Below are 23,383 nucleotides of genomic sequence, written 5' to 3'. Positions count from 1 at the left end.
TCAATAGATCCAGGATTCGTCATTGTCATTTCGTAAAACTTTAAAAATGGGCATGGGGCATGGGGCATTGGGCATGGGTTAATGTGTAGGACAGGTGATAATACATCCTTGTGGCCAGATTGAGAGCAAGTCTTCTCGCACCCAACCAGTAACGTTATTAGAGAATTTGATGCGATACCAACGATATTGCCCTGCTTTTTGGAAAGAATCTTCTACTGTTACCAAATCGCCGGATACTGCACTGTAGAGAACTTTACTATTTAAGCTGGGAGAGGAGCGCACATTAATTGTATATCCGCGCTCCCCAGCTATGGTTGCATAGCGCTTATTACTCGGCTGAAACTTGACTAAATCGCTACGTATCCAACCCTTAAGGCTCCTTCCCCTGTTTGGTTGTACGTAATACCAGTAATCGCCATCATCGCCTACGGTAATATTTAAAACCTCTACAGCACTACCTAATGGTAAAACATCCGCCACAGTTGCTGTTAAAGATGCACTTGTGCGCAAATTACTATCAGTTGTTAAGTTTGCTGGACGAGCCATTGCAGGTAATACTGTACTCATAATTGTGCCAACAGTCAGTAATACTGCTGTCAACTTTGTTTTAACACTCATAAATTCTCCAGAAGATATTTAATAGCTAAAGGATAAAATCGAATTAGCAAGTCATTTGCACTAAATATAAATACATAGGTGCAGAGTGATTTTCGGAAAACGCCACTTAGCTTTTGTGGAGATAAGCTATTCTGCTTTTAAGTTGCACAATCTATCGTCAGGGCTGTTGACAGTTGACAGTTGACAGTTGACAGTTGACAGTTAACAGTTGACAGTTAACAGTTGACAGTTGACAGTTGACAGTTGACAGCCCTTATTAGTAGTTATGCAATTTAGACGCGCATTAGCTTAGGAGTCGTGTAAAAATCAGTTGAACAATTTAATATTTGTAGTGTGGGCATCTTGCCCGCGCGAGCAAGATGCTCGCACTACTTATTTTTACTTGATGTCTTAGGTTTGCTTTGGTTACTAAAGATTACACGTGATGATTCGGATAAAGGTGAGTTGCAGATGGAACAAATGCACCATCGCTGATGACTACACCAGGAGAGAGAACACTTCCAGCGCCGACAAACGCATCATTACCAATTTTGACTTTTTTGACATACAACATTAAATTCTGCTTGCGGGGTTTGATGACATGGGAAACTATACCTACACGATGTCCGATAACTACGCGATCGCCTATTTCTATTAAACCGCGATCGGCAATCTCTAATCCTGGTGTCCAGTAAACATCTCGCCCCACTTTTGCACCCCACAACCGCAACCAACAAGAAAATACTCCCGGAATTAGCCGCAATATCGCTTCAAAAACCGGAATTGTAATGTAAATCACCTGAATTTGATGACTACCCCACCAAGGGCTATATTCTTTACCACGTAGATAACTAATACCCTCTTTTACAGGGTAAGCCCCTTGATGTAAGCGGTAAACTAGCAATGGCAATCCGTAAATTGCAAATAACAGCGACAAAATACTAAAAACGTTAGGTGAATAAGTCAGGTAAACGATTGCACTGCCAATAACAATTAATATAAAAGTAGGAAAAAATAAGAGAATTGTGCTTAAAAATGTCATTTGTAATTTGTCATTAGTCATTTGTCATTTGTCATTTGTTATTCTTAGGACTTACGCATACTCTACGAATTCTTGGCGTTCTTCTCTTCGAGACGATAACGGGAAGGCGTCTTGGCGGTTTGATAAATTAAGGTTTTTGATAATTTTTGCGTAAGTCCTGATTCTCTGCGTTCTGTCTATTCTTCATATCTTTCATTTCCTTCTGCCATCTGCCCGGTAACTGAGCTTGTCGAAGTGCTGCCTTTCTTTCATGAAAAAGGGAAGAAAAGTTTTTGACTCAAGGTTAATGAAGTGGAAATTCCGATTATAGATGGTAATTCTTCGCTTTCATAATAAGTATTATGTAATTTATCCCACAATTTGAAATTTGCACCATAGTTGCAATTATAAATTTCACTGCAATGATGCCAAGCATGATCCTGGGGGAGGATTAACCAAGAAGAGATAAATTTATATAGCCAGTTATTTGGAGAAATTATTAATCGGCTATGTCGCCATAAATCTAGGGCAGAAGTTAGGCTAACTCCTAGTAAATAAGCTGTTGGGTTTGCTAATAAATATAAAAATAAAGGATGTATCCATAAATAAATGATGAGAAAACTTGTCCAAGCTGTATTACGAGAAGTACCTAATACATCCATCTGCGTTACTGTATGATGTACTTGATGCAATGACCAGAAAAATTTACTATGCAATAACCGATGGTTCCAATAATATAAATAATCTACGATAATAAAACTAATAATAAAACTAATAATTGGTGATAATTGAATAATTGCTTGTAGATTGGGGAGTAAATAATGATATAGCCAATAGACTAGAGTAGCTTGTAACAATGGAATGAAAATACCTTGAATCGTTAATCCTATCCCATCTATTAGCCAATCTTCTCGGCTTTTTAATTGTAGCTTTTCTCTCTCAAATGGATTGTTAATTGTCCATCCAAGTAATCCTATAAAAGCAATAAAAATTATAATTTGTGCTAGGTTTTGCATATTTTATTAAATAATTTCTACTTCTTACAGCATATTTCAGGTAAATGAGGTATACGCTTCGGGGCATGGCAGTGCCAATGCCCCTACAATCAACGATTATCTGTACCTCACCATGCAATTCGCTGTATTTATACTTGCTGTACAATTTTATTATAAATAATTTAATCTTTAATCAAAGCCAAATACCGTAGGGGCATGGCAGTGCCATGCCCGAAAGCGCGTACGTTAAAATACGCTGTATTAATACGGTGGGCAATGCCCACCCTACTTTGTTATGTTCTACCTCACCAAAGTTCATTTTACTTACAAATGCGCAATCATTCATGGCACTGGCACCAGGCGATCGCTATAAAATCGCTGCGTCATTCGTTCATAATGCTGACAAAGATTATCCATTTTGCGCACATTATCAATTATTGGATGCGTCAAAGGAAGTTTAATTGTATTACCTATAAAAGCATAAGCAGTAGCATCTAAAGTTGTTGCTTCTGCTCCCATAAAAAATGGTTTGTCTGCTAGAAAATCAGATAGTGCTTGAAAGTCCGCAGAGATAATTTGGCAGATTTCCTCATTAGTATGACGACCCATTCCTTGAGTATATATCTGAGCGCGAGTACTATTACCAAATTCTGCAACTATGGGTTCCCATTCTGCTTTGGGAGTATCACCAAAGAGCATATTAGCTAATACTTCTTGATAGATTTGCCAATTTGCTTCTACATTGTAACGAATATAAGCCATTCCCCAGTAAGTATTTTCTTTCAGCATCCGCCGAAAAGCAAGAGAAATAGCTCGCTCAGTAGAAGTTAAACTTTTATCGAGATCTATTCCTTCTTTCTCCTTCAACATCTCGATAATTAAAGTCGAGTCGCCTATTATCTTTCCTTGATATTTAATAAAGGGCATTTTGCCTTTAGGCGCTAATTCTATATCATTCGCTGTCAACACCAAAGTTTCATAGGAAATATTTGCTATCCGAAACCAGGTTTCTAGTTTCATACAAGCCGGACTAATACTTGGTAGACCCCAAATAGATGGTGTAGTGTATAAGGAAATCATGAGCTTGTAATTATGCAAATTACAGAATAACCCAAGGTTATATTTATGAATAGTCCAGAGTCAATAGTCAATTGCCCAATGACAAATTATACCAATTCAATATCAGGAATTGATGCGAATTGCCAATTAAACCCAAAAGGTAACTTTTACCGATTTATTTGGTAATAATTGCGGATCTTCGCCGCGCGCGATCGCATCTCGAATTGATTCGACAAATACATGAATTGTATCCGCAGGTGTATTAGCAAAGTGTGTGCCATATTTACCAATCACTTCACCTTGAGTGCTTAAAATATCAATATCCTGACTGATAATATGTTGCGCTGTCCAACATACCAAGGGACGCGCTAACTTATTCCATATGCCGTAATTATACGTAACATCTGTGTAAACCAGAGTTGAGTTATCGCTTTCGGGGATAGATTGACTGGTGATAAATAAATGGCGATTCGCTCCCATTTGATATTCTACAGAGGTAATATTGGGCATGTAAAAGCGATCGCAATGTTTAATTTCTGTACCTTGACGATTCAGAAAACGGCTATACCAGCCTAAATTACTAGTTTCGTGACGATATTCTACTAAAACTGCACCATTTTCCCGTTCTACAGTCATTTCTAACTTTTGCTGGCGAGAGGTACGAAATACGCCAGGATGCACAAAAGCCGTGTGGGGAATATCAATAAAATTCTCTGCGCAATTGGTGACGTTATTCGCAAACCGATTAATTACCCGCACTGTTTCCCAACCTGGTTGTCCATAATAAGGCATAGAAAAGGGTGCAAAGTCTTCCCTTGGGTTATCGGCTAATCGCACATATATATATCCATCCTGTTCTTTGGTAGGGTAACGCTTGGCTTGACGCTGCAAAGAAGGTTGAAAATCATCGCCTTCAGCAGGTACAGCTATGACTTTACCATTGCGATCGTATAGCCAACCATGATAAGGACATTGCAAAGCACCTTGACATACTTTACCAGTAGACAGACGACTATTGCGATGCAAACAGCGATCGCGCAAAGCCACAGCTTTTCCATTTTCGTCACGAAATATTGCGAGCCACTCGCCTAAAAGCGATCGTGCTAGTACCTTGTTAGGTTGTAGCTGTTCGCTAAGTGCGACAATATACCAAAAATCTGCAAATTGCATGGTGAATAGTAGGGATTGTTGAGAGCGATAATAAAAAGACGAACTATGCAAAAGTTTGATTCAAATTCATGATTCTATTTTCCGAATTTCAACATTAGTTGTAAGTTCAAGCTGACAAGCTAATCGAGCATGGGGATTATTCGGTGCCAATGTATCTAGCATTTCTTGTTCATCGGGTTGAGGGGGAGGAATATCACCACTTGCTTCAATTAAACAAGTTCCGCAAATACCAGTGCGACAACCAAATAATACAGGTGAATTTTGAATGGTTAAATGCTCGGATAAATTTTGGTGAGGTTGGAGATTTAGGGGAGGGTAATCAGTTCCGGGAAAGGATATTTTACAAAGTTCAGACATATTTAACAATTCAAAATTCAAAATTCAAAATTCAAAATTAAAGACATTTTCATAAGGGGTGTAAATCCCCGTATGAAAATGATACTACGTATAGATGTAGGGGTCTTAAACCCTTTTATTTACGATCAACATTCAGACAATTAAAAATTTTTGTGAAGAATGGTTTGCTAACATCCTTTAAATAAGAAATACTCAACATATTGCGAGGTTCAGGGCAAGGCACTGCCTTGCCCCTACAAGTTGGGAAATTATTTATAATTTAATATGGTTTAGTTAAGAGATATTGTAGGGATAGGGCAAAAAGAATTTTTTGGTGTATATGGTTGTTTTATTGATGCCGTAACCCTACAATATATTGCTTAATTAATTAAACATCAATATTTATCTGTTCTATCTGTCTAGCGGCTTTTTCCCAACGCTTTGCTGCGGCTTCATCTTGCCAATGGGTTCTCATATTTTCGGCTTTTTTGTGGCATATACGCTCTGACATTTCTAGAATTGCGGATAATGTCAATTGATCGATTAATGTTTCTAAAACTTCCATATATTCTTTATGCACGATCCTTACCTCTTTAATGTCCAGTTATAGCCTCTGACATATCTTCTGATAAAATTTATGTAAATGACTTTTGTTTTAGCAAATATATAGATTAAGATTTGTGTCGCTTGTTTGTAATCCTTCTAATAGCTGATATTCAAGGTTGAGCTTGTTTTAAATTATCTATTCATGGCTGCAAATTCTGGCGAATTTTCACTTTGATGCTGTATAAAGCGTTGAAATGCTCTTTGTTGAGTTGCTAAATAGCTAGGAATGGAATTAGCACCCATGAGTGACATTTCGCGGTTACGTTCCCAAAGATAATTGAGTTTTTCTACATATATTTTATAAGATGCCATTGCTTCTTGATGGGTGGAAAAACTGCGATGTAAGCCTTCTGACTCTTCTGTAAAGCAACGGCGCATCATTTCTTTGGCGTCTTTATCGCTCAGAGAAAAAATTGGCGATCGCAATACGCGATAAATTTGATTATACAGCGCCGGATCGTACCAAAAAATCCCGTTAATGGCTGCGGAGAAATGAAAATGATCGCGCTGACATCCGAGTAAGCCTAAATTAGCAACTAAGCGCTCAAATGCTGTCGGGGGTGGGAGTTGAATAACGATATCGTGTGAGATGATTGTCGAACTATTAAAATGAAAGCTTTCATCTAAAAAGTGATAATAAGAAATTTTCGCCGGGATAGGCGCAGTGTCTTGCTGCGGATGCTTTTGATAATAATTGCTGAGTTTGTGCTGCACTAATTTACCATTTAGCGTCCGCACTCCTCGGACTGTGAAATATTGACATGCTAAAAATGTATTATTAGCAGAAATCAAACCAAAGTATTGCAGTTGGATTTTTTTCCACCAAGTTTTGAGGGCGTTTGTATCAGCATAAACCATCGTTTCTGTAAAGGGGCCGCGCATGGGGTAAGTAAAGATATGTTCGCCAAATAATGCTTGCTCAACTTGTTTAGCGATGGTGCGAAAAGAGTTAATATGCGCTCTTTCTTGAGCAGATTCTAAATCTAAGGTATCGCAAATTAAGCGGAAATCTTCTTGAGCGTAAAGTCCGGCGGCGCTGGTTTGATTAAAATAGATAGTGGCGATTTCAGCAGAAACAATTTGCGAATAATATGCTACCCAATAAAGTTGATTTAAAATCACGCGCTGATGTGGGGTAGATTGTTCCCATAAGGGCGTAGCGTACAGTAGAGAAAATTCTTCGGGATTCCAATATTCATGTTGACAATCTGTATAGCTAAACTGTGCTGTGGCTTTATCCATTAAAGCAGTATGATCCTGCTGTTTGTTGCGGGTGTGGTTAATTTGTAATTTGCGGTAAGTTGTTGGGTTGTCTGATAATTGCTGAATAGTATTAGTCATAAATTATGATTGAGATTGTTAATTAAAATTTAAATTCCTCTTAGGGAATTACAAAAAATAAATTACCCAAATTCCGTAGTGCGTTCGCGTAGCGTGTCCGAAGGACAAACATCTTGCTCGCTGGTGTTCAAAAGCGAGCAAGATGCTCGCACTACAAATTGATTGGGTATTTAAAAAATTGGATGTCCCTTATTGATAATCGTCGGTTAGGTTGAACATAGTCAAACTCAACAAAATTAGAAAAATGTTGGGTTTCGTTCCTCAACCCAACCTACAAAGATACATTTTTTATGTTAACTAAGTTATATTTTAATCTATCTGCAATTATTTTGACTACAACGCAAGATGTAAAATAGAAGATAAACACACTTAATTCAAATTGCTATGAGTCTTTTTTGTTTAGTTCATGGTGCTTTTCAAGGCGCTTGGTGTTGGGATTTATTGATTCCTCATTTAGCAGCGCAAGGACATCAAACAGTCGCAATGGATTTACCAATTGAAGATGCGTCTGCAAGTTTATCACAATTTGCATTGTATACGCAATAACAATACTTTCAGCCTATTATATCGATATTTCTCTTAACTTTCTAGTAATTAACCTGTTTTGGTACTGATGTACTGGTTTTCTGGTTGGTTTTTACGTCTAGTAATTTTCTAATTTGACTGACATTAAAAACCGTATGACTCAATAACTGCTTACTTGCAATCAATGAGGTTATAGCTAAAATTGTTGCACAAACTTGTTTATCAAATTTATAGCTATTAGCAGATAAGCATTGTGAGCATTTTAGTAGTGATGCCACTAGCGCTTAGTTATTTGTTATCTGCTATGGGGAATATATTCTAATCACCTGCTAAATAGCCATATAAAGCTTATGTCTGGATTTGTTAGACAAATTTGTGTAACAAGTTTCTCTACAAGCTAAACATCGCCACTATGGATGGTTATCTCAAACGTCTTGATTCTGTTACAAAATCAAGTTAAGGTATTTAGAGGGTACATTACAACGTTGAATCAATGAATAAATACCTAGTGGAGTTAAAGCACTCTACCAGTGGTGACATGCTACTTGTCCAGTTAGAAAGTGACTCATTAGAGAGTGCTGGCGATAGTGCAGTGAAAGCTAATCCAGATTATGAACTAGTCAAGGTTAAGCATACTCATGGAGGGAAAAGAACTGGCGCTGGTAGGGCTGGTAAGTGGGGCGATGGAGTAAAGACACAAGTTTACAGATTACCACCTACTATTGGTGAACAAGCTGAGGATATAGTCAGTGAATTAGAGATGATTAAATCCATCCTTGAAAGCTATCAATCAAAAGTAGATGAGTCAAAAGCTAAGTCAGCCAGTGGTCAACCTTCGGAGCGTTATAAACACGTTGGTCAACTGATAGGTGACTTGCGACAAGCCATGAAAGTAACTAGTGAAAAGCTAGTGTAAGTCGTGGTAATAGTTATCTCTAAACTTGTTAAACAAATTTGTTTAACAAATATTACTAACAGAGATACAGCTAAAGGCTAACAGTTCTTATATAGCTAAATAGTTATATTAAAGACATTTAAACCAACAAATAATAACCTCATCTTGTTTTGCTAGATGAGGTTTTATTAATGCTTACAGATGGATTAATTGCAGTATAGCCTATTTAGCAATACATCCTTTACCAAAGATATCTGTTGCTTGTTTTCACGTTTTAATTCAGCTAGTTCTTTTTCAATTTCTGCTAGTTGCTTAAGTTGTTCAGGCGATAATGTTTTAGCTTTCATTTTTTAATTCCTGTTTTTACTAGCTTGCGGACATTCCATTTAACATTTCTTTCATGTCAGATTCTAAGCTGTCTATTTTAGCTTGCTTCTCTTCAGACTTATTCAGAAGTTCATTATAGAGTCTTCTTACTTCGTCTAACCTAGCAGCATTTTGGTTTAATATTTCTAACCTTTCTTGAAGTGATTCAATTTCTTTTTCTAATTCAACAACTTTTTCATCGTTAGATATTAGTTCATATTTTTGACAGAAAGTATTCCAGAATAACTGGCTTATTTCTCCGTCTCCAATTAACTTTTTAATTGAGTCAGGCATAGGATAATTTTTTGCCGAAACATCATTGTCTTCTCTGTCTTTCCATTCCTTCAGATACTTACCAATAGTGCTATATGAACCATAACCAATCTCTTTTCTAACCTTCTCTTGAGTAACTATCACTCCTTTTGCAAATAGCTCATCGGCAACTTTCCAGACTGATTCTTTTGTGACTCTTTGGTTTGACCTTTCCATGTCTTTCCATCTGTAGTGTATTGTATTATACGTATTTTAATACACTTGTACTATGGTGTCTAGTGTATTGTATTGTATTACACACACTTTGATACAGTTCTTAGACATGACTTTAGCTATCTGTCAGTTAAGCGCCACTCTTAGCCCTATTCGTTATATCCCCATAAATAAACAAGGAGCCTTTATTCAGGCTCCCCTTGAGCAATTCTGTAAGGTACATTCCATTTCTATGATACTGGAACTACCACTATAAACCAGCGTTATTCTGAGTAATATTGCTTAATTTTGATTTAATCTGTGTTAAATAATTTTTTATTGCTTTATTAAGCCTTATTTGCTCTTAATTAGCTTTTTTATGAATATTTCTACTTGAGTAAGTGTACTGTACTGTACTACACACAGTTAATACAGTTTGTGGGTGAGCTTATGGTAAAAACTACCATTATTATTTGGTGACTCTCCAGTTGCTAAAAGTTTAACTGTTGCCGTCTAAGTCCGGAAGGTGTAAACCTTTACGCTGGAAACGTCTACAACGGTCTAGCTAGCCTTCTGATGGCTTGTTTCTGTCCAGTTTCTCTTGTATTGCATCCCTACAGAACTGAGCAGGGTCGTCTTGTGCTTTAACTGCTTCCTTCATGTCCCTAGTCACGCGAAAACTAAGTTGGTCGGTAAATGGTTCCTGACCTTTCCTTGTTCCTGGTTCTAAATTTTCGGGTGTTCCTTTAGGATTGGGCATTGTTGAGAAATATAACTAAGGCTTGAATCGATTGGTTTCAATCGAATAGGCTTTTTAATTGGTAGGTAATGTGTCTGGAAAACTTCTTACCTACCAAATCCACTATTAGAAAATGGACAGTACCATTTTATGTTTACAAGGGAAGAATTAGAAGCATTGAGCGATAGGAAGTTGCGTAACTTGTGCCGTCGCTATCAGATGCAGAATGTCAACTCGACACTTAGTAAAAATAGAATCATCTATCTGATGACATTCTGCCAGACAGCTATCAATCAGTTCAGACAAGGTAAAGGTTTAAAATCACCTGGATTAGCTAGCATCGAAGCTTTAGCTAAGATAATTGAGCAGATGAATACACCTACCGATGAACAGAAGGGACTAGTTAATTTTTCTCTGGATGATGACAGGAGATTAGAAGGGCAAGACGGAATAGACCAAGAGAAATTAATCAGACTAGGTACGGCGCATATTTTACTTGAGAAGGCTTATAAGCTTCTGAGTGAGTAGGGAGAGGTTATGTAGAAATTTGTTAAACAAATTTGTTTAACAAATCTAGAAAACAGTTCTAGAGACATAAAAAAAGAGAGTATTTCTACTCTCTTTTAGTTTTTGATAGCTAAATAGATTTAGATGTCTTTCAACGTAGCATTACGATTAGTGTCTAAGTAATACTCAATAATGACATCAACCGAGTTACCACAACTATCGGCTAACAGCTTTAAATCAGCGCCATTATTAGCTTGAATGCTGATAAATGTATGCCTAGTTGAATATGGCTTGAGATATTGCAATTTACCTTCATTGTCTAATTCTGTAACAGTGCCGGGATATCTGTATGTTTTACCATTTTTGACATAACTGCTTTCTCTCCATGATGCGTCTAAAATACTGGTATTTACCTGTTTTCCGGTATGAGACTTAAATACTAAATCACTCGATTCTTTTCCGTCGCCATACAATCTTTTGAGTAAATTAATCAGCCTATTCATGCCTTGCATTTTGAATAATCTATCTACATCTGTTTTCGTTCCCTTAGTAATTTTTGTTGATGAGTCATAGGATTCTTTAAAAATTATCCAACCTCTATCGAAGTCGATATTTTTCCACTTCAAGGCAAAAGCTTCACCATGTCTGCAACCAGTAAGGAATAGGAACTCAACTAAATCAGCCATATGAGACACCGTGTTTCTTTTATGACTTCTCATGTGTTCGATAATTAAATCTCTCTCTTCTAACGTGTATGACTTGTAATCCTCTACTTCTGATAATTGTTTTGATTTTTTAGGTGTTTTGTAAGTATCTTTAACCTCAGCAAAATAATCTTCAGTGAGTAGTTTTTGATTAATAGCGCGTTGACACATTTCACTTAAGATGCCAAGCAGACTTTTTATGTTAGTCCTGTTTTTTTGTTTGGCTAAAAAATTTTTGGTCATTTCGTTAACCGTTTCACTGTTTAAAGGCTTATCTCGATAAGCCTTTAGTAAGTTTGTGTATGTGCGTAAATACACATTCTTGTAAGTTGTCTGTTCTATATCGCCTGTGCTTAGTTTCCAGTTAGCGAACTCTTCCCACAGTTCCCCTAGCTTAGGCAATGGCTTTGCAGTTGGTAACTGAGTGACTGTAGCTAACACTGGTTTGATATCCAAGTACTTAGCTAGGGATGGATCGAAGTTCGCGCCGTTCTGATAATCAATATCCTCTTGTATTCTCCTAGCTATTCCCTCAGCCCATTGCCGATTGTCTGGCGTATCACTCCTACCTAGTCCTTTATAGAATTGCTTCTTGTTATAGAACTGCTTGCTTATTTTGCTTGAGAACTGTAACCGTAGTGTTCCCTTGTCAATTCCTATTTTCACGTGAGCTAACTGGGTGGAAGCCTTGCTATTAGGTTGTTTGGAGTACATCTAGTAATCCTCTAGTAATTCTATCAAATTTAGATAGTGAACAACTCTAGAATACTAGTTTTTCTGATTCTTGTGTATATTTATCACAATTTGCTGATGTAGTAATTCAAGCATTGCCAAAAACTGATGATGATATTGTACTAGTAGGTCATTCTATGGCTGGTACTATTATTCCCTTGGTTGCAGAAGCGCGTAAAGTACGTCAATTAGTATTTCTAGCGGCGTTGATTCCCTACCCAGGAATTAGTACTATCGATCAATTTGCTCATACTCTTGATGCTGATAGCCGCAAAGCTTTAAACTACGCGCCAAAAGATTTAAGTCAAGTCGCAGAAATTGCTGGTGAACCTGATATGTTTAATCCGGTTTCTGTGGGTAGAGATTTTACAGATGCCGCAGTATTAAAGGAAATTTTTTATAATGATTGTCAACTGGATGTGATGGAATGGGCAATTTCCAAAAGACGTATACAGCAATCTTTAGCATATATTTTTGAATCCAATCCTCTAAAGTGTTTACCGAATGTCGAATGTAAATATATTCTTTGTACTGATGATAAAATAATTTCGCCTGTATGGTCACGTTATGCTGCACCTAAGCGTTTGGGGGTAGATGCAATAGAACTTCCTGGAGGACATTGTCCACATTTATCTCGTGCGGCTGACTTGGCTTTCATATTAACCAATGGTAATTAGAAAGCCAGATTAGTAAATGTTGTCATCATCGTTGATATTGGCGGTAATTCCTAATTCTCTTTTAGATTTTTTTAATTGCTTCCAAACTTTTTTAATCTCCTGATAAGCTTCATCGGGTGAAAGTTTACCGTTGGTTTCTAAACAAGAAATGTAACTAACTCTTTGGGAAAATTCTTGGAGATTTGCATTAAATACTAAATTTTCCGGCGTGATTTTACCATAGTAACGATGGCGGGGATAAAGAAAGTTATTTTTGATAATGCGGTGAGATTCATTCATAGGTTGTACCTTTACTCTCATAAACTGAAGTCAGAATCATCATATTTGACTGATATGAATCATGATTGATGTTGATTTGACAGCAGTGTGAACTTTTGCGAAACTTACTATATTTATCATCAAGTTAAGTTAACCGCTTTCCAGATGAGTAAGGCAAAGATTTGTTAAGCTAGAGGCTTCCGGGGATATGCCATTGCCATGTTTTACTGATAAATCGCATATTTTGGAGATATTACAGGATCGCAATTGCGTTGATTAAAATACGCATTGATAAGCTGGGAGTGCTGTAAATGCACCGCGTTCGTCTAAAGCTTGAACGATTGCCTCAGCTGATTTACCATGCATAAGCGATCGCAATATCTCTAATCTAGTACCACTGTGGGTTTGTGTATCCAATTCTGTCATGATTTGAATTTTTTGCGATCGCGTCAAATCTCCTTTTACCTGTTCAATCGCAGATAACACACTTTGCGGCCCTACCTGTATCATAGAGAGAAAGCAGGCTAAGATATCAATTGCTGCTGCTTGAGTCGATGCAGATACAGGATAGCGATTAAATAGCATTGTTCCCGTACCGTGATGGCGAGATTCTGCTTGGAGAAAACTGGCGAATAGTTCTTTTAATTGAGGATGATGGCATTCTTTCGCCAAACGGCGATAATGGCTTAAACCCCATCCTTCTAAAACCACTTGCAGCACAAACAACAATACTGCTTTATCTGCACTTTCAACAACTTCTGCGAGTAAATTCACAAAGGGATCTTTGCTGTGACTCGCTTCAAGTTCTGGTAAAAAATTAACGATTTGGCTGAGGTGAGTAGCTTCATCAGCTGTAAATAATGCATATAGCATTCTCTCTTCAACTGTTTCCGCTAACAATACCATTTTTGCCATATAACCAACGCCAGCTTTTTCAATGAAATAAGATTCTAAAAAAATGCTGCGGTTAGTAAGCTGAAGTATTGCCGATTGTTCAGATACAGTTGCTTGTTGAAAGATTTGTACTTGATGTAAATTAAAAAATTTTGCATCCCAATAATCTAAGGATGGCTGTGCAGAATTATCGCTGTGATTGGGTAACGCGGCTGTTAATATCCGTCGCAATCTATCGTCAGTATTTAAGTGTGGTAAATCAAGTCCAGCAATGTTGTTCATATTTATATGATAAGGCAGATGGGAAGGGGGACTGTTGACGGTTGACGGTTGACGGTTGACTGTTGACGGTTGACTGTTGACTATTGACTATTGACTATTGACTAATTATTTTCCCAAGTTCGCCAAGTTAAAGCTTTTTGTTGATTAACGTGCTGAATGAATTGCAGAATTGAAATATCTGCTTTGGTGGGTGTTTTTAAATCAAATTGAATGGTTTGAAATACTTGGGTATCGCCTTTAGCAAAGTAGTTACCAACCTGCTGCGTTAACCACAGCAATAAGCGATTAATAACCCAGCCGAAAAATCCCCGTCGCTTGGGAGTGACTAAAATTGTTTGTCCTTCAGTTTTGCCATCTTCTAACATTCTTAAAGCAAAAATAATGTAGAAATGGAGGAAATCTGGGCCTAATGTCACAGTTCCTGTACTACCATACCAATAACACATGCTATAGGTAACTTCCTTTTGATATAAAGGACGAATTAGGCGAATTAATAAAGAATCATCACCACCTCTAGTTGTGTTACTAAAGGTAATAGCATGAGAGTGAAAATCTTGAGCATCAAAGACAATTTCTAAAGGCAGATTGTGTACAGTATTAAAGTGATGAGCATCAATTGCATTAATCAATAACACGTTAGGATGACAATTTTTGCTAAATCGCGTTCCTAATATATAGTCACAATCTATATTCTCTAATTCTGGGACAAAAGGTAGCGCAGTTGGCGAATCTTCTCCTACCCATACCCAAATCATCCCGTATTTCTCGGCTGTTGACCAGGTTTTGATACATACAGGTAAGGGTTTTTCTAAAGAAGGAACATCTACACAGATTCCTCGTTCATCGTATTTCCAGTTATGGAAAAAGCAACGAATTCCCTCACCTTCTACTTTACCTTCCGCTAAATGTGCGCCCATATGAGGACAATGGGCATCTACCGCTTTTACTTGTCCACTGTTTCCGCGATAAATTGCTAGTTTTCTACCCAGTAAGGTTACAGCTTTGACTTTGCCAACTTTTAATTTTTTGGATGGCAATGCCCAATACCATCCTTGCACAAATTGTTGCGGATTATTAAAGATTAACTGTGGGCTGGTAGTATGCATAAAAGTTAAATCAGTGCAGATTCTGAGAAAAATTCTAACAATGATTCCGAATGCCACATCCGTTGCCCAGCACGGGTAAGATTGTCATAGCGAATTTCTGTTAAACACACTAATTCATCGCCTTGACGATAGCCGGGATTGATTTGCTCAAAATATTGAACGTGGGGATTAGTTTGTCTTCCTGGGGGGATTTCAATTAACCCTTCCCGCAGAATTTGGGGATTTTGAAAGCGAATGATACCAGTTGCTTCATCGTATGTATCGCCATAATATTCTTGTGCCAAAGTTGACATAAAATTGCTCACATCGCTAGGGGTGGGGATATCATAGCGGGGGTAAAATTCTTGCCAAAATGTGGGAAGAAAGCGATAGGTACGGAAACCAGAGCAAATTAACAGCCAGTATAGTTTATTTTCTGTATAGTATTCGCGGAGAAAATTTACCGCCGCAATCCAGGTGCGGGGTAAAGTTGTACTTGACCAAGCACTAGGATCGACAATGGTATCGCCGGAATAGACTACAGTAATTTTCTCTCCAGCAAGCGTTGTAGACTGTAACATGAGCGTAGAAAAACCTTTGAGACTGTTGGTAATCTCTTCTCTTAACAACAATACCCAGTTTTTCCGCGCTAAATCAGCCTCAAACCCTTGCCAGGTAACGCCTTGAAAATGATTTTTCAGCAATGCATACATGGCTATGCGATCGCTCATTTGCAGCTTTTGAACCGGAACCAGCCAGCTTTTCATTATGTGGATTTTACCTAAAATCGATTAGGGGGATGTTCTTCATTAACAATCTATCGGGCAAATTGCTGTGATTACGGTTGAATGTGACAGATTTAAAAATGGTTATACCAATTCAAAATTCAAAATTCAAAATTCAAAATTCAAAATTAAGAATCCAGACAGAACAAGGCGTTGAGGTTGTGTATCTGTCGCATTCTTTTTTCAAATTGGTATTATTTATGTTACAGCAGTTTTCACCTATTTAAACCACATCTGTCGTAGGGGCACGGCACCGACAATCTTTTGGTACATGCAATAATTTTACTGGTGCCGTGCCCCTACAGCGTGGTCTATTTACCTGAAAATAGCTGTAATGAGAAATGCGATCGCATCGGGTGATACTAATTTAATTATTGATTTTGATATGGGGATTGTTCGCAAGGGCGGGGTTTCCCCGCCCCTACGGGTTTAATTTTTGGTTTAATTGGGTATGATGTTGCGATCGCACATTCAATACCCTAACCCCTAGCCTCTAGTCCCTAACTGACCAACGAGAGGGTTCTAGCTGATTCACATATTCGATATACTGAGCTAATGGGCGATCGATGCTCAAAAGTAACTTAGGCTGAAAGCGAATATTGTCGTAAATCTTACCATCCTCATCTCGAAGCATGTAATACGCCCAGCGAGTACACAACAACAAAAACAGACTTAGCAAATATCCCCCAATTCCGCGACGTTTTGCAGTCACATAAATTGGTTGAATCCGCGTTTTTCCTGGTGCAATTGGCGTATATGCATATAACATGTGCAATGGTGGAAACAGCTTAACTTGTTTCATCATGGTTAATAAACCGATACACCCATCTGCATAGCGCATGGAATATTCATAATTAGAACCGAGAAATTTTTTACCTAACCTTTCTCGCCATGTCGTTTGCGGAAATTGTCCCTGCATTGTAAAGTCTATTTGTGTACCTAATTGACTACGATGTAGGGACAAATCCATTTTGATATCTAAATGATGAATTGTTTTTAAATGTTGGGCGTCAATTCCATTCATCATACAAATATGATGATGACAGCTTCTTTCAAATGCTGTATCAGCTTGGGCAATAATTTCTTTATCTTTTAATTCATCAAAATCAGCTACGTTTTCAGGTGCTTTAGCTTCGGGATAAATCCAAATAAAACCATACTTTTCTTCTGTTGCGTAAGCTTGTACTTTCGCCTGTTGGGGAATTGCTGATTGACAAGGAATATTTTGACAGATTCCTGTTTCATCAAATGTCCAATGATGAAACGCGCAACGAATTAAATTACCTTCAACATGTCCAATTCCTAAGTCTGTTCCTAAATGGGGACAGTAAGCATCTAAAGCCCTAACTTTTCCATCTTCACCGCGAAAGATAGCAATTTTTTGTCCACAAATTTCTACGGATTTGGCTTGTTTGTTAGATAATGCGTTACTAGGACAGGCAATATACCATCCTTTAGCAACTATATTCCAATTATTAAATATTTGCATAGTTAGACCATTTATTTGTGTTTAAACGCCAAGGTAAGCAGAGTTTTTTAGGTATACAGAGAATTGCAAGTTCGTGAGGTACAAATAATTGTTTATTGTAGGGGCATTGGCACTGCCATGCCCCAAAGCGCGTATCTCATTTACCTGAAATACGCTGTATTTTTTTGAAAGTTATTAATTGCATTTTTATTTTAAATTGGTATTAGTCAATTGATAATTGCTTAATATTTCTTGACGTTGGCGAATATCATTTTGATATTTTCCCGTTATTACCCTGATGAGCATTTTACCTAAACAATAAGAAGCTCGCCAAGAAAATACAGCATCTTGTAAATCTATATGGCTACGCTCAAATAAAAAATGTCCGGTTAAGCCTATTAACTGCGTTAGGGGTAAGGCTAAGAGTAACCAAAAGTTTTGCATCTGCCAAGTAGTAAAGAGTAAGCTGTAAAAGAAGAAGATACCAAGAATATGGAGAGCAATATTTATGGGATGTTGATGTTTAAGCACAAAAATATCCCAATAATCTGTAAACGGATGCTCTTGAATTTGATTATTGATTTTATTTTTTAAGTTTTGTTGAGGACGATTGTTTATTTTAGCCATAAATAAATGATTGAAAAATACTCATCAACTATATTTTAATAATTTTGTTTCAGAAAAGTAATTCATAATTCTAGAATGTAGGTTGGGTTGAACGGAGTGAAACCCAACAATTACACGACTTTGGATTGTTGGGTTACCCTACGGGAAGTACAAGACTTAAGAGTGTTGGGTTTAGAGTGTTGGGTTTCGTTCCTCAACCCAACCTACGCATCTTTTAAAGTTGTAACAAAATAGGATTTATTATGTAATAAATAATTTCAGTACAAGAATTATGAGATTCAATTCATAACTCTTAACTGAGCAATTTGGGGGTTAACCTATACTAGAGAAGATTTGCTTTTCACCAAGTGAATGGGGTTAAAAGATGATTGGTGATAATTCCCATCTCTCTCTGCTAAGTCAAACGAATGTCGCTTCATTAGATTCAACAAAGAGCATACAAAAACGGCTTCAATGCTCAATTTGTGATTATTGTGTAGACGAAAAAGACAATTCAGCATTTGCAACTTTTTTCTGTAATGTCAGAGCATTTCGGGAAGAAAAATTTCAAGTATGGCGATGTCCAAAATGCCAAACTATTCATTGTTTAGATGTAGTAGATTTGAGCCATTACTATGCCAAGTATCCTTTTACGCAAGCTGTAATTACATGGCCGTTAAAAATTCTCTATAAAAACCTGCATCAACAGCTAGCAAAACATGGGTTTTCTCAACATCATTCATTTCTAGATTATGGTTGTGGTACGGGTTTGTTTGTCAATTATTTACAACAAAGAAATTTTGTCCGTGCTTATGGTTACGATCCCTATGCATCCAAAGAAAACTTTGGCGATGCTACTGTTTTAGAAAAAGCGCCGTTTGATTACATTTTGCTGCAAGATGTAATTGAACATGTGGAAAATCCCAGCGTTTTATTAGCGGAATTAAATTCTTTACTTGCGCCTGGTGGTTATATTCTCATTGGCACACCTAATGCGGCTAATTTAGACCTTTCTCAACCGCACATTTCCGATTTTTATAATGCAGTTCACGTTCCCTATCATCTACATATTTATACTCGCAATGTAGTTGAATTTTTGGGGAAAAATCAAGGTTGGGAATTTGTGGATTTTTTTGATAGGGCTTTTCATGATACACCTTGGTTTGGTTTAAATACTCGTGCTTGGAATCAGTATCAACGTTTGTTAGATGGTACTATTAATGTGGTGTTTCAACCATTGCAATTAAAAACTGCTTTGTTATCTCACAAGTTTCTGTTTTATGCAATTTTTGGTTATTGGTTAAGTTTGCATACGGAAATGTCAATTATGTTCCGGAAAAGTTAATTTGAGATTGGCAAAGTATTTCACATCACAATACATGGCAATCATTAATTTACTTAACCCATAATTAAGGCGGGGGAGCATCCCAAATGTGCAAAAACGCCCTCACCCTATAAGGGTGGGGCTACAAATACGAAGCCTGCCTTCGCAGGCTAAAAGTTTGATAGCCTGCGAAGGCAGGCTTTGTTGGTATAGCAATACCCTTCTAGGGTATTGCGTCAAAATTGGGATGCTCCCTAAGGCGGGGAAACCCCGCCCCTACGAATTTGTGGCATTGTGTTATCTCGTTTCCAGCCGGAGGCTGGAAATGCGTATTCGTGGGCTGCTGCCTCGTCTTCTGATAAATTGAGGCGGCAGCCCACAAATAATTGCTCCCACGCAGAGCATGGGAGCCAGTTAGCATAAGGATTTTGCCTTAAGTTGACACGTATGGGAGAAACCCCGCCCCTACGAATTTGTGACATTCTGTTGCCAAATTTGATATAAGATATGCGATCGCATTTCTCACCTGGGAGAATAATTAATGTTACTGCTTGCTAGCTTTGATTTCTTCTAATGTTTTTGCGGCAATTCTACGTACATCAAAATCAGGATGTTGCAACGCTTGAATTAATGCTGCTACTGCTTGACTATCTTTAATTTCTCTTAATGCATAAACAGCACTAAAACGCACATCAGCATCAGCATCTTGCAAAGCTTGAGTTAATGCTGTTACTGCTTGGCTATCTTGGATTTTTCCTAATGCTGCTGCGGCACTGTTACGCACTTTATCGTTAGTATCTTGTAAAGCTAGAATTAATGCTGCTACCGCCTGACTATCTTTGATATTTCCTAATATATCTGCGGCTCTGCTACGCACATCAGAATCTTGGGCATTCAAGGCTTCAATTAATAATGTTAGCACTTGGCTGCCTTGAAAGTTTCCTAATGCTTTTGCAGCAAAGTCACGTATCCAATATTCAGGATCGTACAAAGCTTGAATTAATGGTACTATGGCTTGGCTATCTTGAATTTTTCCTAATGCTGCTGCGGCTCTGCTACGCACCCAAAAATCAGCATCTTGCAAAGTTTGAATTAATGGTGTGACTGCTTGGCTATCTTTGATTTCTCCTAATGCTTGTGCGGCATATCTACGCACATCAGAATCAGCATCTTGCAAAGCTTGAATTAATGGTACTACCGCTTGGCTATCTTGAATTTTTCCTAATGCTGCTGCTGCACTGCAACGCACCCAAAAATTAGGATCTTGCAAAGCTTGAATTAATGGTGCTACTGCTTGGCTATCTTTGATTTTTCCTAATGTATATGCGGCAGTTCTACGCACATGAGAATTAGGATGGTGTAAGGCTTGAATCAATTGGTAGGTGTTACACACAGATTTTAGCTATGATGAAAAATCAGCGTCCATGCAGGAAGTTGACTGATTAAAGGCGAAAATTGTTGCTGAAGCTGTATAAATATTGCGATCGCTTCTCTAATCTACCATTTAGACGATTCTCAGTAACGCACCTTATTCTGGGCTTTGGTGGGTTGCGCTGCGCGACAACACACCCTTGTATATTGAAAGAAGTGGTAGACCACGCTGTAGGGGCACGGCACCAGTAAAATTATTGTATGTACAAAAAGATTGTCGGTGCCGTGCCCCTACGACAGATATGGTTTAAATAGGTGAAAACTGTTGTCAACAAAGCTATGCCACAATACAGTTCAGTTAAGGATAATTGTAGCGATCGTTAATTGTAGGGGCACTGGCACTGCCCATTGGTGTCAACTTAAGTTAAAAATAGCCTCTGTCTTAGCTTTGTCGCCCGCCTTGGAATGAATTCCAAGGCTAATAGTCCAAGTCTACTGAAGTAGACTCAAGATTTTCAGGAAATTTAGTAACTGGCTCCCATGCTCTGCGTGGGAGCGATGATCCTGAGGCTGCTGCCTCAATTTATCAATTTTCGAGGCAGCAGCCCACGAATATGCATTTCTAGCCGGAGGCTGGAAACGAGATAGATAAAGGTTTTGAGCTTAAGTTGACAGGTGTGGGTTAGCAGCGCCTACAATTTGCTAAAAACGGGGGAATATAATCAGATTTAACCTCAATTGTGAAATTCTGTGATTCAACTGCGATCGCACAAGTTGCAAGTAATTTTAGAGAAATCCAGCCTTTAGGATTATAAATATGAGTTTCTTGAGTCCAAAATTGTTGGTGAGCAGTTAATGCTAAATATAGCTGTTCGTTAAATGCCTGTACATCTCCAGCTATCAACTCCTGCAATAACCGCAATTGTGGATAGCAAATTAGGTTCACAAACTTGGTACGCAAGGGATTATCCTGGGGCTGAATGGCGGCGGCTATGGCGGCGGTTAAAAAATTCTCGCTGTTTTGCTGATTATTCAGAAAGGTGCGGATAAATTGATAATATTCTCTGTTAAAGTGATTTTCCTGTTTGGTATAATTATCATTACTAAAGTCATCTTCTGTCAGTGTCGTTAAAAAACTCAAACTTTCGCGATCGCCTAGTAGAATGCAAACATCAGTAGCAGTCACCCAGTTGTCTAGATACATATACTCTGAATGGGCTTCTGGGACAAAATGCAATGTAGTACCATTGATAGTGGCTGTAAAGGGTGCAGCTCCCGAACCAAAGCGAAAATGGCAAACCGCCACTGTTTTGAATAATTCTAGATAGTGCCAGATTTCTGGTGGCGATCGCTCTAGCAATACGGCACAATTAACAGCATTGAGTAAATGTCCTAAAGAAGCTCCCAACATAGAATGAGGCTTCTGTGCAAATCTTTCCAGCATCAAAGGTAAAAGATCGTTTTCAATGTAGCTCAAAATCTGAGCCGCATCTTTTTTATCTAAAGTTTGATGTCGCTCGATTTTTTTCAATGTATCTAAGTAGGGCGGTGCAATTAAACATAACTGGCGAGGGCTGTCATTTGTCATTTGTCATTTGTCATTGGTAAGGGTTTCAAGCCAGTTTACGTTTCGTAACATAGTTTGGTTTTTTTCCACCGACTTACTTACCCTACCAAGGTATCTGCATCATTTATAGCAATCCGATTTGAGATGCAAACACAAGGGGGAAGGGAAGGGAAGGGAAGGGAAGGAGGACAAGGAAGATAAGTATTTATAATGCATTTAGGGTTGCTATAGCTCCCATGCCATCGACTTACATTGTTAATGTAACGCCTTACATTGTTAATGTATCGACTTACATTGTTAATGTAACGCCTTACATTGTTAATGTAACGCCTTACATTGTTAATGTATCGACTTACATTGTTAATGTAACGCCTTACATTGTTAATGTAACGCCTTACATTGTTAATGTAACGCCTTACATTGTTAATGTAACGCCTAAAAAAGCAGTGAACTGTTAATTTAGGCTTAGTTTATCCAAAAACATCGCCTTAGTGCTATTTTTTGAGGCGTTAATGGGCATATTAAATACATACCATTACTACGTGTTTTCTATGGCTATCCAAAACACAAGACGCCGTTTAAGTCCTCAAATTATTAGTCAAGATGTGAAGTCTTTGCGTGGATTGCAAACCGTTACTACCTATGATACAACCCGTGCTGATGCTTCTATTGCAAATCTCCAGAACGCTTATCAAGCAATGTTGGCGCAGCAACAAGCGGAGACTGAAAGATTCGCTGTATACCGTGCGGCTTTGGATGCTGCGAGGTTAGCAGAATGGGAATTTCACAATGCAATTTTAGCAATGAAAGAAGCTGTAAAGGGGCAATATGGTTCAGATAGCGATCAGGCGCAAGCTGTAGGGTTGAAGAAGAAATCTGCTCGCAAACGTCCGAGCCGTCAAAAGTCGGTTGAGGTTAGGAGTTAATGGGCTTTTAACTACAAAAATATACTATCACTTTGTAGGCAGGGGGGCAGGGGGCAGGGGGCAGGGGGCAGGGGAGCAGGGA

General features: G+C 38.0%; 25 protein-coding genes and 1 pseudogene. 6 read left to right on the top strand and 20 right to left on the bottom strand.

All coding sequences use genetic code 11. The features are described from left to right. Positions 1 to 78 precede the first annotated feature (78 nt). From H6G08_RS33820 to H6G08_RS33785, 8 genes are all read right to left on the bottom strand, one after another. Positions 79 to 618, bottom strand: a complete 540-nt coding sequence (locus H6G08_RS33820; protein ID WP_190551210.1) for an SH3 domain-containing protein — start codon at positions 616 to 618, stop codon at positions 79 to 81. Between the two features lie 415 nt (positions 619 to 1,033). Continuing rightward, complete coding sequence (locus tag H6G08_RS33815; RefSeq protein WP_313943556.1) at positions 1,034 to 1,660, bottom strand: acyl transferase; 627 nt, start codon at positions 1,658 to 1,660, stop codon at positions 1,034 to 1,036. Positions 1,661 to 1,887: 227 nt separating this feature from the next. Then, positions 1,888 to 2,634: a sterol desaturase family protein gene (locus tag H6G08_RS33810; protein ID WP_190551208.1), complete on the bottom strand. Its 747-nt coding sequence runs from the start codon at positions 2,632 to 2,634 to the stop codon at positions 1,888 to 1,890. Positions 2,635 to 2,955: 321 nt separating this feature from the next. Then, positions 2,956 to 3,693, bottom strand: a complete 738-nt coding sequence (locus H6G08_RS33805) for a glutathione S-transferase family protein (RefSeq protein ID WP_190551207.1) — start codon at positions 3,691 to 3,693, stop codon at positions 2,956 to 2,958. Positions 3,694 to 3,819: 126 nt separating this feature from the next. Next, positions 3,820 to 4,842, bottom strand: a complete 1,023-nt coding sequence (locus H6G08_RS33800) for an aromatic ring-hydroxylating dioxygenase subunit alpha (RefSeq protein WP_190551205.1) — start codon at positions 4,840 to 4,842, stop codon at positions 3,820 to 3,822. A gap of 66 nt (positions 4,843 to 4,908) precedes the next feature. Next, a complete protein-coding gene (locus H6G08_RS33795) occupies positions 4,909 to 5,199 on the bottom strand; it encodes a 2Fe-2S iron-sulfur cluster-binding protein (RefSeq protein WP_190551202.1) in 291 nt (96 codons plus the stop codon). A 367-nt stretch (positions 5,200 to 5,566) separates the two neighbouring features. Continuing rightward, positions 5,567 to 5,758 (bottom strand): hypothetical protein, encoded by a 192-nt coding sequence (locus tag H6G08_RS33790; RefSeq protein ID WP_096647469.1) that lies wholly within the window; start codon positions 5,756 to 5,758, stop codon positions 5,567 to 5,569. A 158-nt stretch (positions 5,759 to 5,916) separates the two neighbouring features. Then, a complete protein-coding gene (locus H6G08_RS33785; protein WP_190551201.1) occupies positions 5,917 to 7,125 on the bottom strand; it encodes a P-aminobenzoate N-oxygenase AurF in 1,209 nt (402 codons plus the stop codon). Positions 7,126 to 7,509: 384 nt separating this feature from the next. Between H6G08_RS33785 and H6G08_RS33780 the strand changes: the two genes are divergently transcribed. Together H6G08_RS33780 and H6G08_RS33775 are read left to right on the top strand one after the other, a co-directional pair. Then, complete coding sequence (locus H6G08_RS33780) at positions 7,510 to 7,671, top strand: hypothetical protein (RefSeq protein WP_242046389.1); 162 nt, start codon at positions 7,510 to 7,512, stop codon at positions 7,669 to 7,671. Positions 7,672 to 8,143: 472 nt separating this feature from the next. After that, complete coding sequence (locus H6G08_RS33775) at positions 8,144 to 8,566, top strand: hypothetical protein (RefSeq protein WP_190551199.1); 423 nt, start codon at positions 8,144 to 8,146, stop codon at positions 8,564 to 8,566. A gap of 185 nt (positions 8,567 to 8,751) precedes the next feature. On the opposite strand, the gene H6G08_RS33770 is transcribed toward H6G08_RS33775, so the two are convergent. From H6G08_RS33770 to H6G08_RS33760, 3 genes are all read right to left on the bottom strand, one after another. Further along, positions 8,752 to 8,892: a hypothetical protein gene (locus H6G08_RS33770; RefSeq protein ID WP_190551197.1), complete on the bottom strand. Its 141-nt coding sequence runs from the start codon at positions 8,890 to 8,892 to the stop codon at positions 8,752 to 8,754. Positions 8,893 to 8,911: 19 nt separating this feature from the next. Beyond that, positions 8,912 to 9,400, bottom strand: coding sequence for a DNA-binding protein (locus H6G08_RS33765; RefSeq protein ID WP_190551195.1), 489 nt, complete (start codon positions 9,398 to 9,400; stop codon positions 8,912 to 8,914). Positions 9,401 to 9,941: 541 nt separating this feature from the next. Further along, positions 9,942 to 10,136, bottom strand: coding sequence for a hypothetical protein (locus H6G08_RS33760; RefSeq protein ID WP_190551193.1), 195 nt, complete (start codon positions 10,134 to 10,136; stop codon positions 9,942 to 9,944). 129 nt (positions 10,137 to 10,265) lie between these two features. On the opposite strand from H6G08_RS33760, the gene H6G08_RS33755 reads away from it, so the two are divergent. Beyond that, positions 10,266 to 10,643, top strand: coding sequence for a hypothetical protein (locus tag H6G08_RS33755; protein ID WP_190551191.1), 378 nt, complete (start codon positions 10,266 to 10,268; stop codon positions 10,641 to 10,643). Positions 10,644 to 10,762: 119 nt separating this feature from the next. Here the strand turns inward: H6G08_RS33755 and H6G08_RS33750 are convergent, their stop codons facing one another. Beyond that, the gene (locus H6G08_RS33750) at positions 10,763 to 12,040 is read right to left on the bottom strand and encodes a tyrosine-type recombinase/integrase (RefSeq protein ID WP_190551189.1); all 1,278 of its coding nucleotides are present in this window, start codon (positions 12,038 to 12,040) and stop codon (positions 10,763 to 10,765) included. A 101-nt stretch (positions 12,041 to 12,141) separates the two neighbouring features. Here H6G08_RS33750 and H6G08_RS33745 point away from each other — a divergent pair. Then, positions 12,142 to 12,735: pseudogene (locus H6G08_RS33745) on the top strand (alpha/beta hydrolase); the annotation flags it as partial. Positions 12,736 to 12,744: 9 nt separating this feature from the next. Here H6G08_RS33745 and H6G08_RS33740 read toward each other — a convergent pair. The 6 genes from H6G08_RS33740 to H6G08_RS33715 all read right to left on the bottom strand — a co-directional run bounded on the left by H6G08_RS33740 (position 12,745) and on the right by H6G08_RS33715 (position 18,134). Further along, entirely contained in the window at positions 12,745 to 13,014 is a 270-nt protein-coding gene (locus tag H6G08_RS33740; protein WP_190551187.1) for a DUF7219 family protein, read from the bottom strand. Positions 13,015 to 13,269: 255 nt separating this feature from the next. Next, positions 13,270 to 14,169: a ferritin-like domain-containing protein gene (locus H6G08_RS33735; protein WP_190551185.1), complete on the bottom strand. Its 900-nt coding sequence runs from the start codon at positions 14,167 to 14,169 to the stop codon at positions 13,270 to 13,272. 101 nt (positions 14,170 to 14,270) lie between these two features. Then, the gene (locus H6G08_RS33730; RefSeq protein ID WP_190551183.1) at positions 14,271 to 15,275 is read right to left on the bottom strand and encodes an aromatic ring-hydroxylating dioxygenase subunit alpha; all 1,005 of its coding nucleotides are present in this window, start codon (positions 15,273 to 15,275) and stop codon (positions 14,271 to 14,273) included. A 5-nt stretch (positions 15,276 to 15,280) separates the two neighbouring features. Continuing rightward, positions 15,281 to 16,021, bottom strand: coding sequence for a hypothetical protein (locus H6G08_RS33725; protein WP_190551181.1), 741 nt, complete (start codon positions 16,019 to 16,021; stop codon positions 15,281 to 15,283). A 511-nt stretch (positions 16,022 to 16,532) separates the two neighbouring features. Continuing rightward, positions 16,533 to 17,528 carry a Rieske 2Fe-2S domain-containing protein gene (locus tag H6G08_RS33720; protein ID WP_190551179.1) on the bottom strand — a complete coding sequence of 332 codons (996 nt, stop codon included), beginning with the start codon at positions 17,526 to 17,528 and terminating at the stop codon, positions 16,533 to 16,535. A gap of 186 nt (positions 17,529 to 17,714) precedes the next feature. Beyond that, positions 17,715 to 18,134 (bottom strand): Mpo1-like protein, encoded by a 420-nt coding sequence (locus H6G08_RS33715; protein WP_190551177.1) that lies wholly within the window; start codon positions 18,132 to 18,134, stop codon positions 17,715 to 17,717. Between the two features lie 601 nt (positions 18,135 to 18,735). Between H6G08_RS33715 and H6G08_RS33710 the strand changes: the two genes are divergently transcribed. Then, on the top strand, positions 18,736 to 19,458 hold the full coding sequence (locus H6G08_RS33710; RefSeq protein WP_242046388.1) for a class I SAM-dependent methyltransferase: 723 nt from the start codon (positions 18,736 to 18,738) through the stop codon (positions 19,456 to 19,458). A gap of 523 nt (positions 19,459 to 19,981) precedes the next feature. Here H6G08_RS33710 and H6G08_RS33705 read toward each other — a convergent pair. Beyond that, a complete protein-coding gene (locus tag H6G08_RS33705) occupies positions 19,982 to 20,830 on the bottom strand; it encodes a HEAT repeat domain-containing protein (protein ID WP_190551173.1) in 849 nt (282 codons plus the stop codon). A gap of 660 nt (positions 20,831 to 21,490) precedes the next feature. Further along, on the bottom strand, positions 21,491 to 22,396 hold the full coding sequence (locus H6G08_RS33700) for an immunity 49 family protein (RefSeq protein ID WP_190551171.1): 906 nt from the start codon (positions 22,394 to 22,396) through the stop codon (positions 21,491 to 21,493). Positions 22,397 to 22,926: 530 nt separating this feature from the next. On the opposite strand from H6G08_RS33700, the gene H6G08_RS33695 reads away from it, so the two are divergent. Further along, positions 22,927 to 23,301, top strand: a complete 375-nt coding sequence (locus H6G08_RS33695) for a hypothetical protein (protein WP_190551169.1) — start codon at positions 22,927 to 22,929, stop codon at positions 23,299 to 23,301. Positions 23,302 to 23,383 lie beyond the last annotated feature (82 nt).

The sequence above is a fragment of the Calothrix anomala FACHB-343 genome, from assembly GCF_014696435.1.
Lineage (GTDB): Bacteria > Cyanobacteriota > Cyanobacteriia > Cyanobacteriales > Nostocaceae > Aulosira > Aulosira anomala_A.
The sequence above is the reverse complement of the archived record's forward strand: the minus strand, read 5'-3'. Positions and strand labels throughout refer to the sequence as shown.

Excerpts from the sequence above, each read along its gene's own strand:
- H6G08_RS33785 (WP_190551201.1), bottom strand. The coding sequence starts at position 7,125 with ATGACTAATACTATTCAGCAATTATCAGACAACCCAACAACTTACCGC.
- H6G08_RS33715 (WP_190551177.1), bottom strand. The coding sequence starts at position 18,134 with ATGGCTAAAATAAACAATCGTCCTCAACAAAACTTAAAAAATAAAATC.
- H6G08_RS33700 (WP_190551171.1), bottom strand. The coding sequence starts at position 22,396 with ATGACAAATGACAGCCCTCGCCAGTTATGTTTAATTGCACCGCCCTAC.
- H6G08_RS33730 (WP_190551183.1), bottom strand. The coding sequence starts at position 15,275 with ATGCATACTACCAGCCCACAGTTAATCTTTAATAATCCGCAACAATTT.
- H6G08_RS33820 (WP_190551210.1), bottom strand. The coding sequence starts at position 618 with ATGAGTGTTAAAACAAAGTTGACAGCAGTATTACTGACTGTTGGCACA.
- H6G08_RS33815 (WP_313943556.1), bottom strand. The coding sequence starts at position 1,660 with ATGACTAATGACAAATTACAAATGACATTTTTAAGCACAATTCTCTTA.
- H6G08_RS33810 (WP_190551208.1), bottom strand. The coding sequence starts at position 2,634 with ATGCAAAACCTAGCACAAATTATAATTTTTATTGCTTTTATAGGATTA.
- H6G08_RS33750 (WP_190551189.1), bottom strand. The coding sequence starts at position 12,040 with ATGTACTCCAAACAACCTAATAGCAAGGCTTCCACCCAGTTAGCTCAC.
- H6G08_RS33720 (WP_190551179.1), bottom strand. The coding sequence starts at position 17,528 with ATGCAAATATTTAATAATTGGAATATAGTTGCTAAAGGATGGTATATT.
- H6G08_RS33805 (WP_190551207.1), bottom strand. The coding sequence starts at position 3,693 with ATGATTTCCTTATACACTACACCATCTATTTGGGGTCTACCAAGTATT.
- H6G08_RS33775 (WP_190551199.1), top strand. The coding sequence starts at position 8,144 with ATGAATAAATACCTAGTGGAGTTAAAGCACTCTACCAGTGGTGACATG.
- H6G08_RS33795 (WP_190551202.1), bottom strand. The coding sequence starts at position 5,199 with ATGTCTGAACTTTGTAAAATATCCTTTCCCGGAACTGATTACCCTCCC.
- H6G08_RS33740 (WP_190551187.1), bottom strand. The coding sequence starts at position 13,014 with ATGAATGAATCTCACCGCATTATCAAAAATAACTTTCTTTATCCCCGC.
- H6G08_RS33735 (WP_190551185.1), bottom strand. The coding sequence starts at position 14,169 with ATGAACAACATTGCTGGACTTGATTTACCACACTTAAATACTGACGAT.
- H6G08_RS33755 (WP_190551191.1), top strand. The coding sequence starts at position 10,266 with ATGTTTACAAGGGAAGAATTAGAAGCATTGAGCGATAGGAAGTTGCGT.
- H6G08_RS33695 (WP_190551169.1), top strand. The coding sequence starts at position 22,927 with ATGGCTATCCAAAACACAAGACGCCGTTTAAGTCCTCAAATTATTAGT.
- H6G08_RS33770 (WP_190551197.1), bottom strand. The coding sequence starts at position 8,892 with ATGAAAGCTAAAACATTATCGCCTGAACAACTTAAGCAACTAGCAGAA.
- H6G08_RS33780 (WP_242046389.1), top strand. The coding sequence starts at position 7,510 with ATGAGTCTTTTTTGTTTAGTTCATGGTGCTTTTCAAGGCGCTTGGTGT.
- H6G08_RS33765 (WP_190551195.1), bottom strand. The coding sequence starts at position 9,400 with ATGGAAAGGTCAAACCAAAGAGTCACAAAAGAATCAGTCTGGAAAGTT.
- H6G08_RS33800 (WP_190551205.1), bottom strand. The coding sequence starts at position 4,842 with ATGCAATTTGCAGATTTTTGGTATATTGTCGCACTTAGCGAACAGCTA.
- H6G08_RS33725 (WP_190551181.1), bottom strand. The coding sequence starts at position 16,021 with ATGAAAAGCTGGCTGGTTCCGGTTCAAAAGCTGCAAATGAGCGATCGC.
- H6G08_RS33760 (WP_190551193.1), bottom strand. The coding sequence starts at position 10,136 with ATGCCCAATCCTAAAGGAACACCCGAAAATTTAGAACCAGGAACAAGG.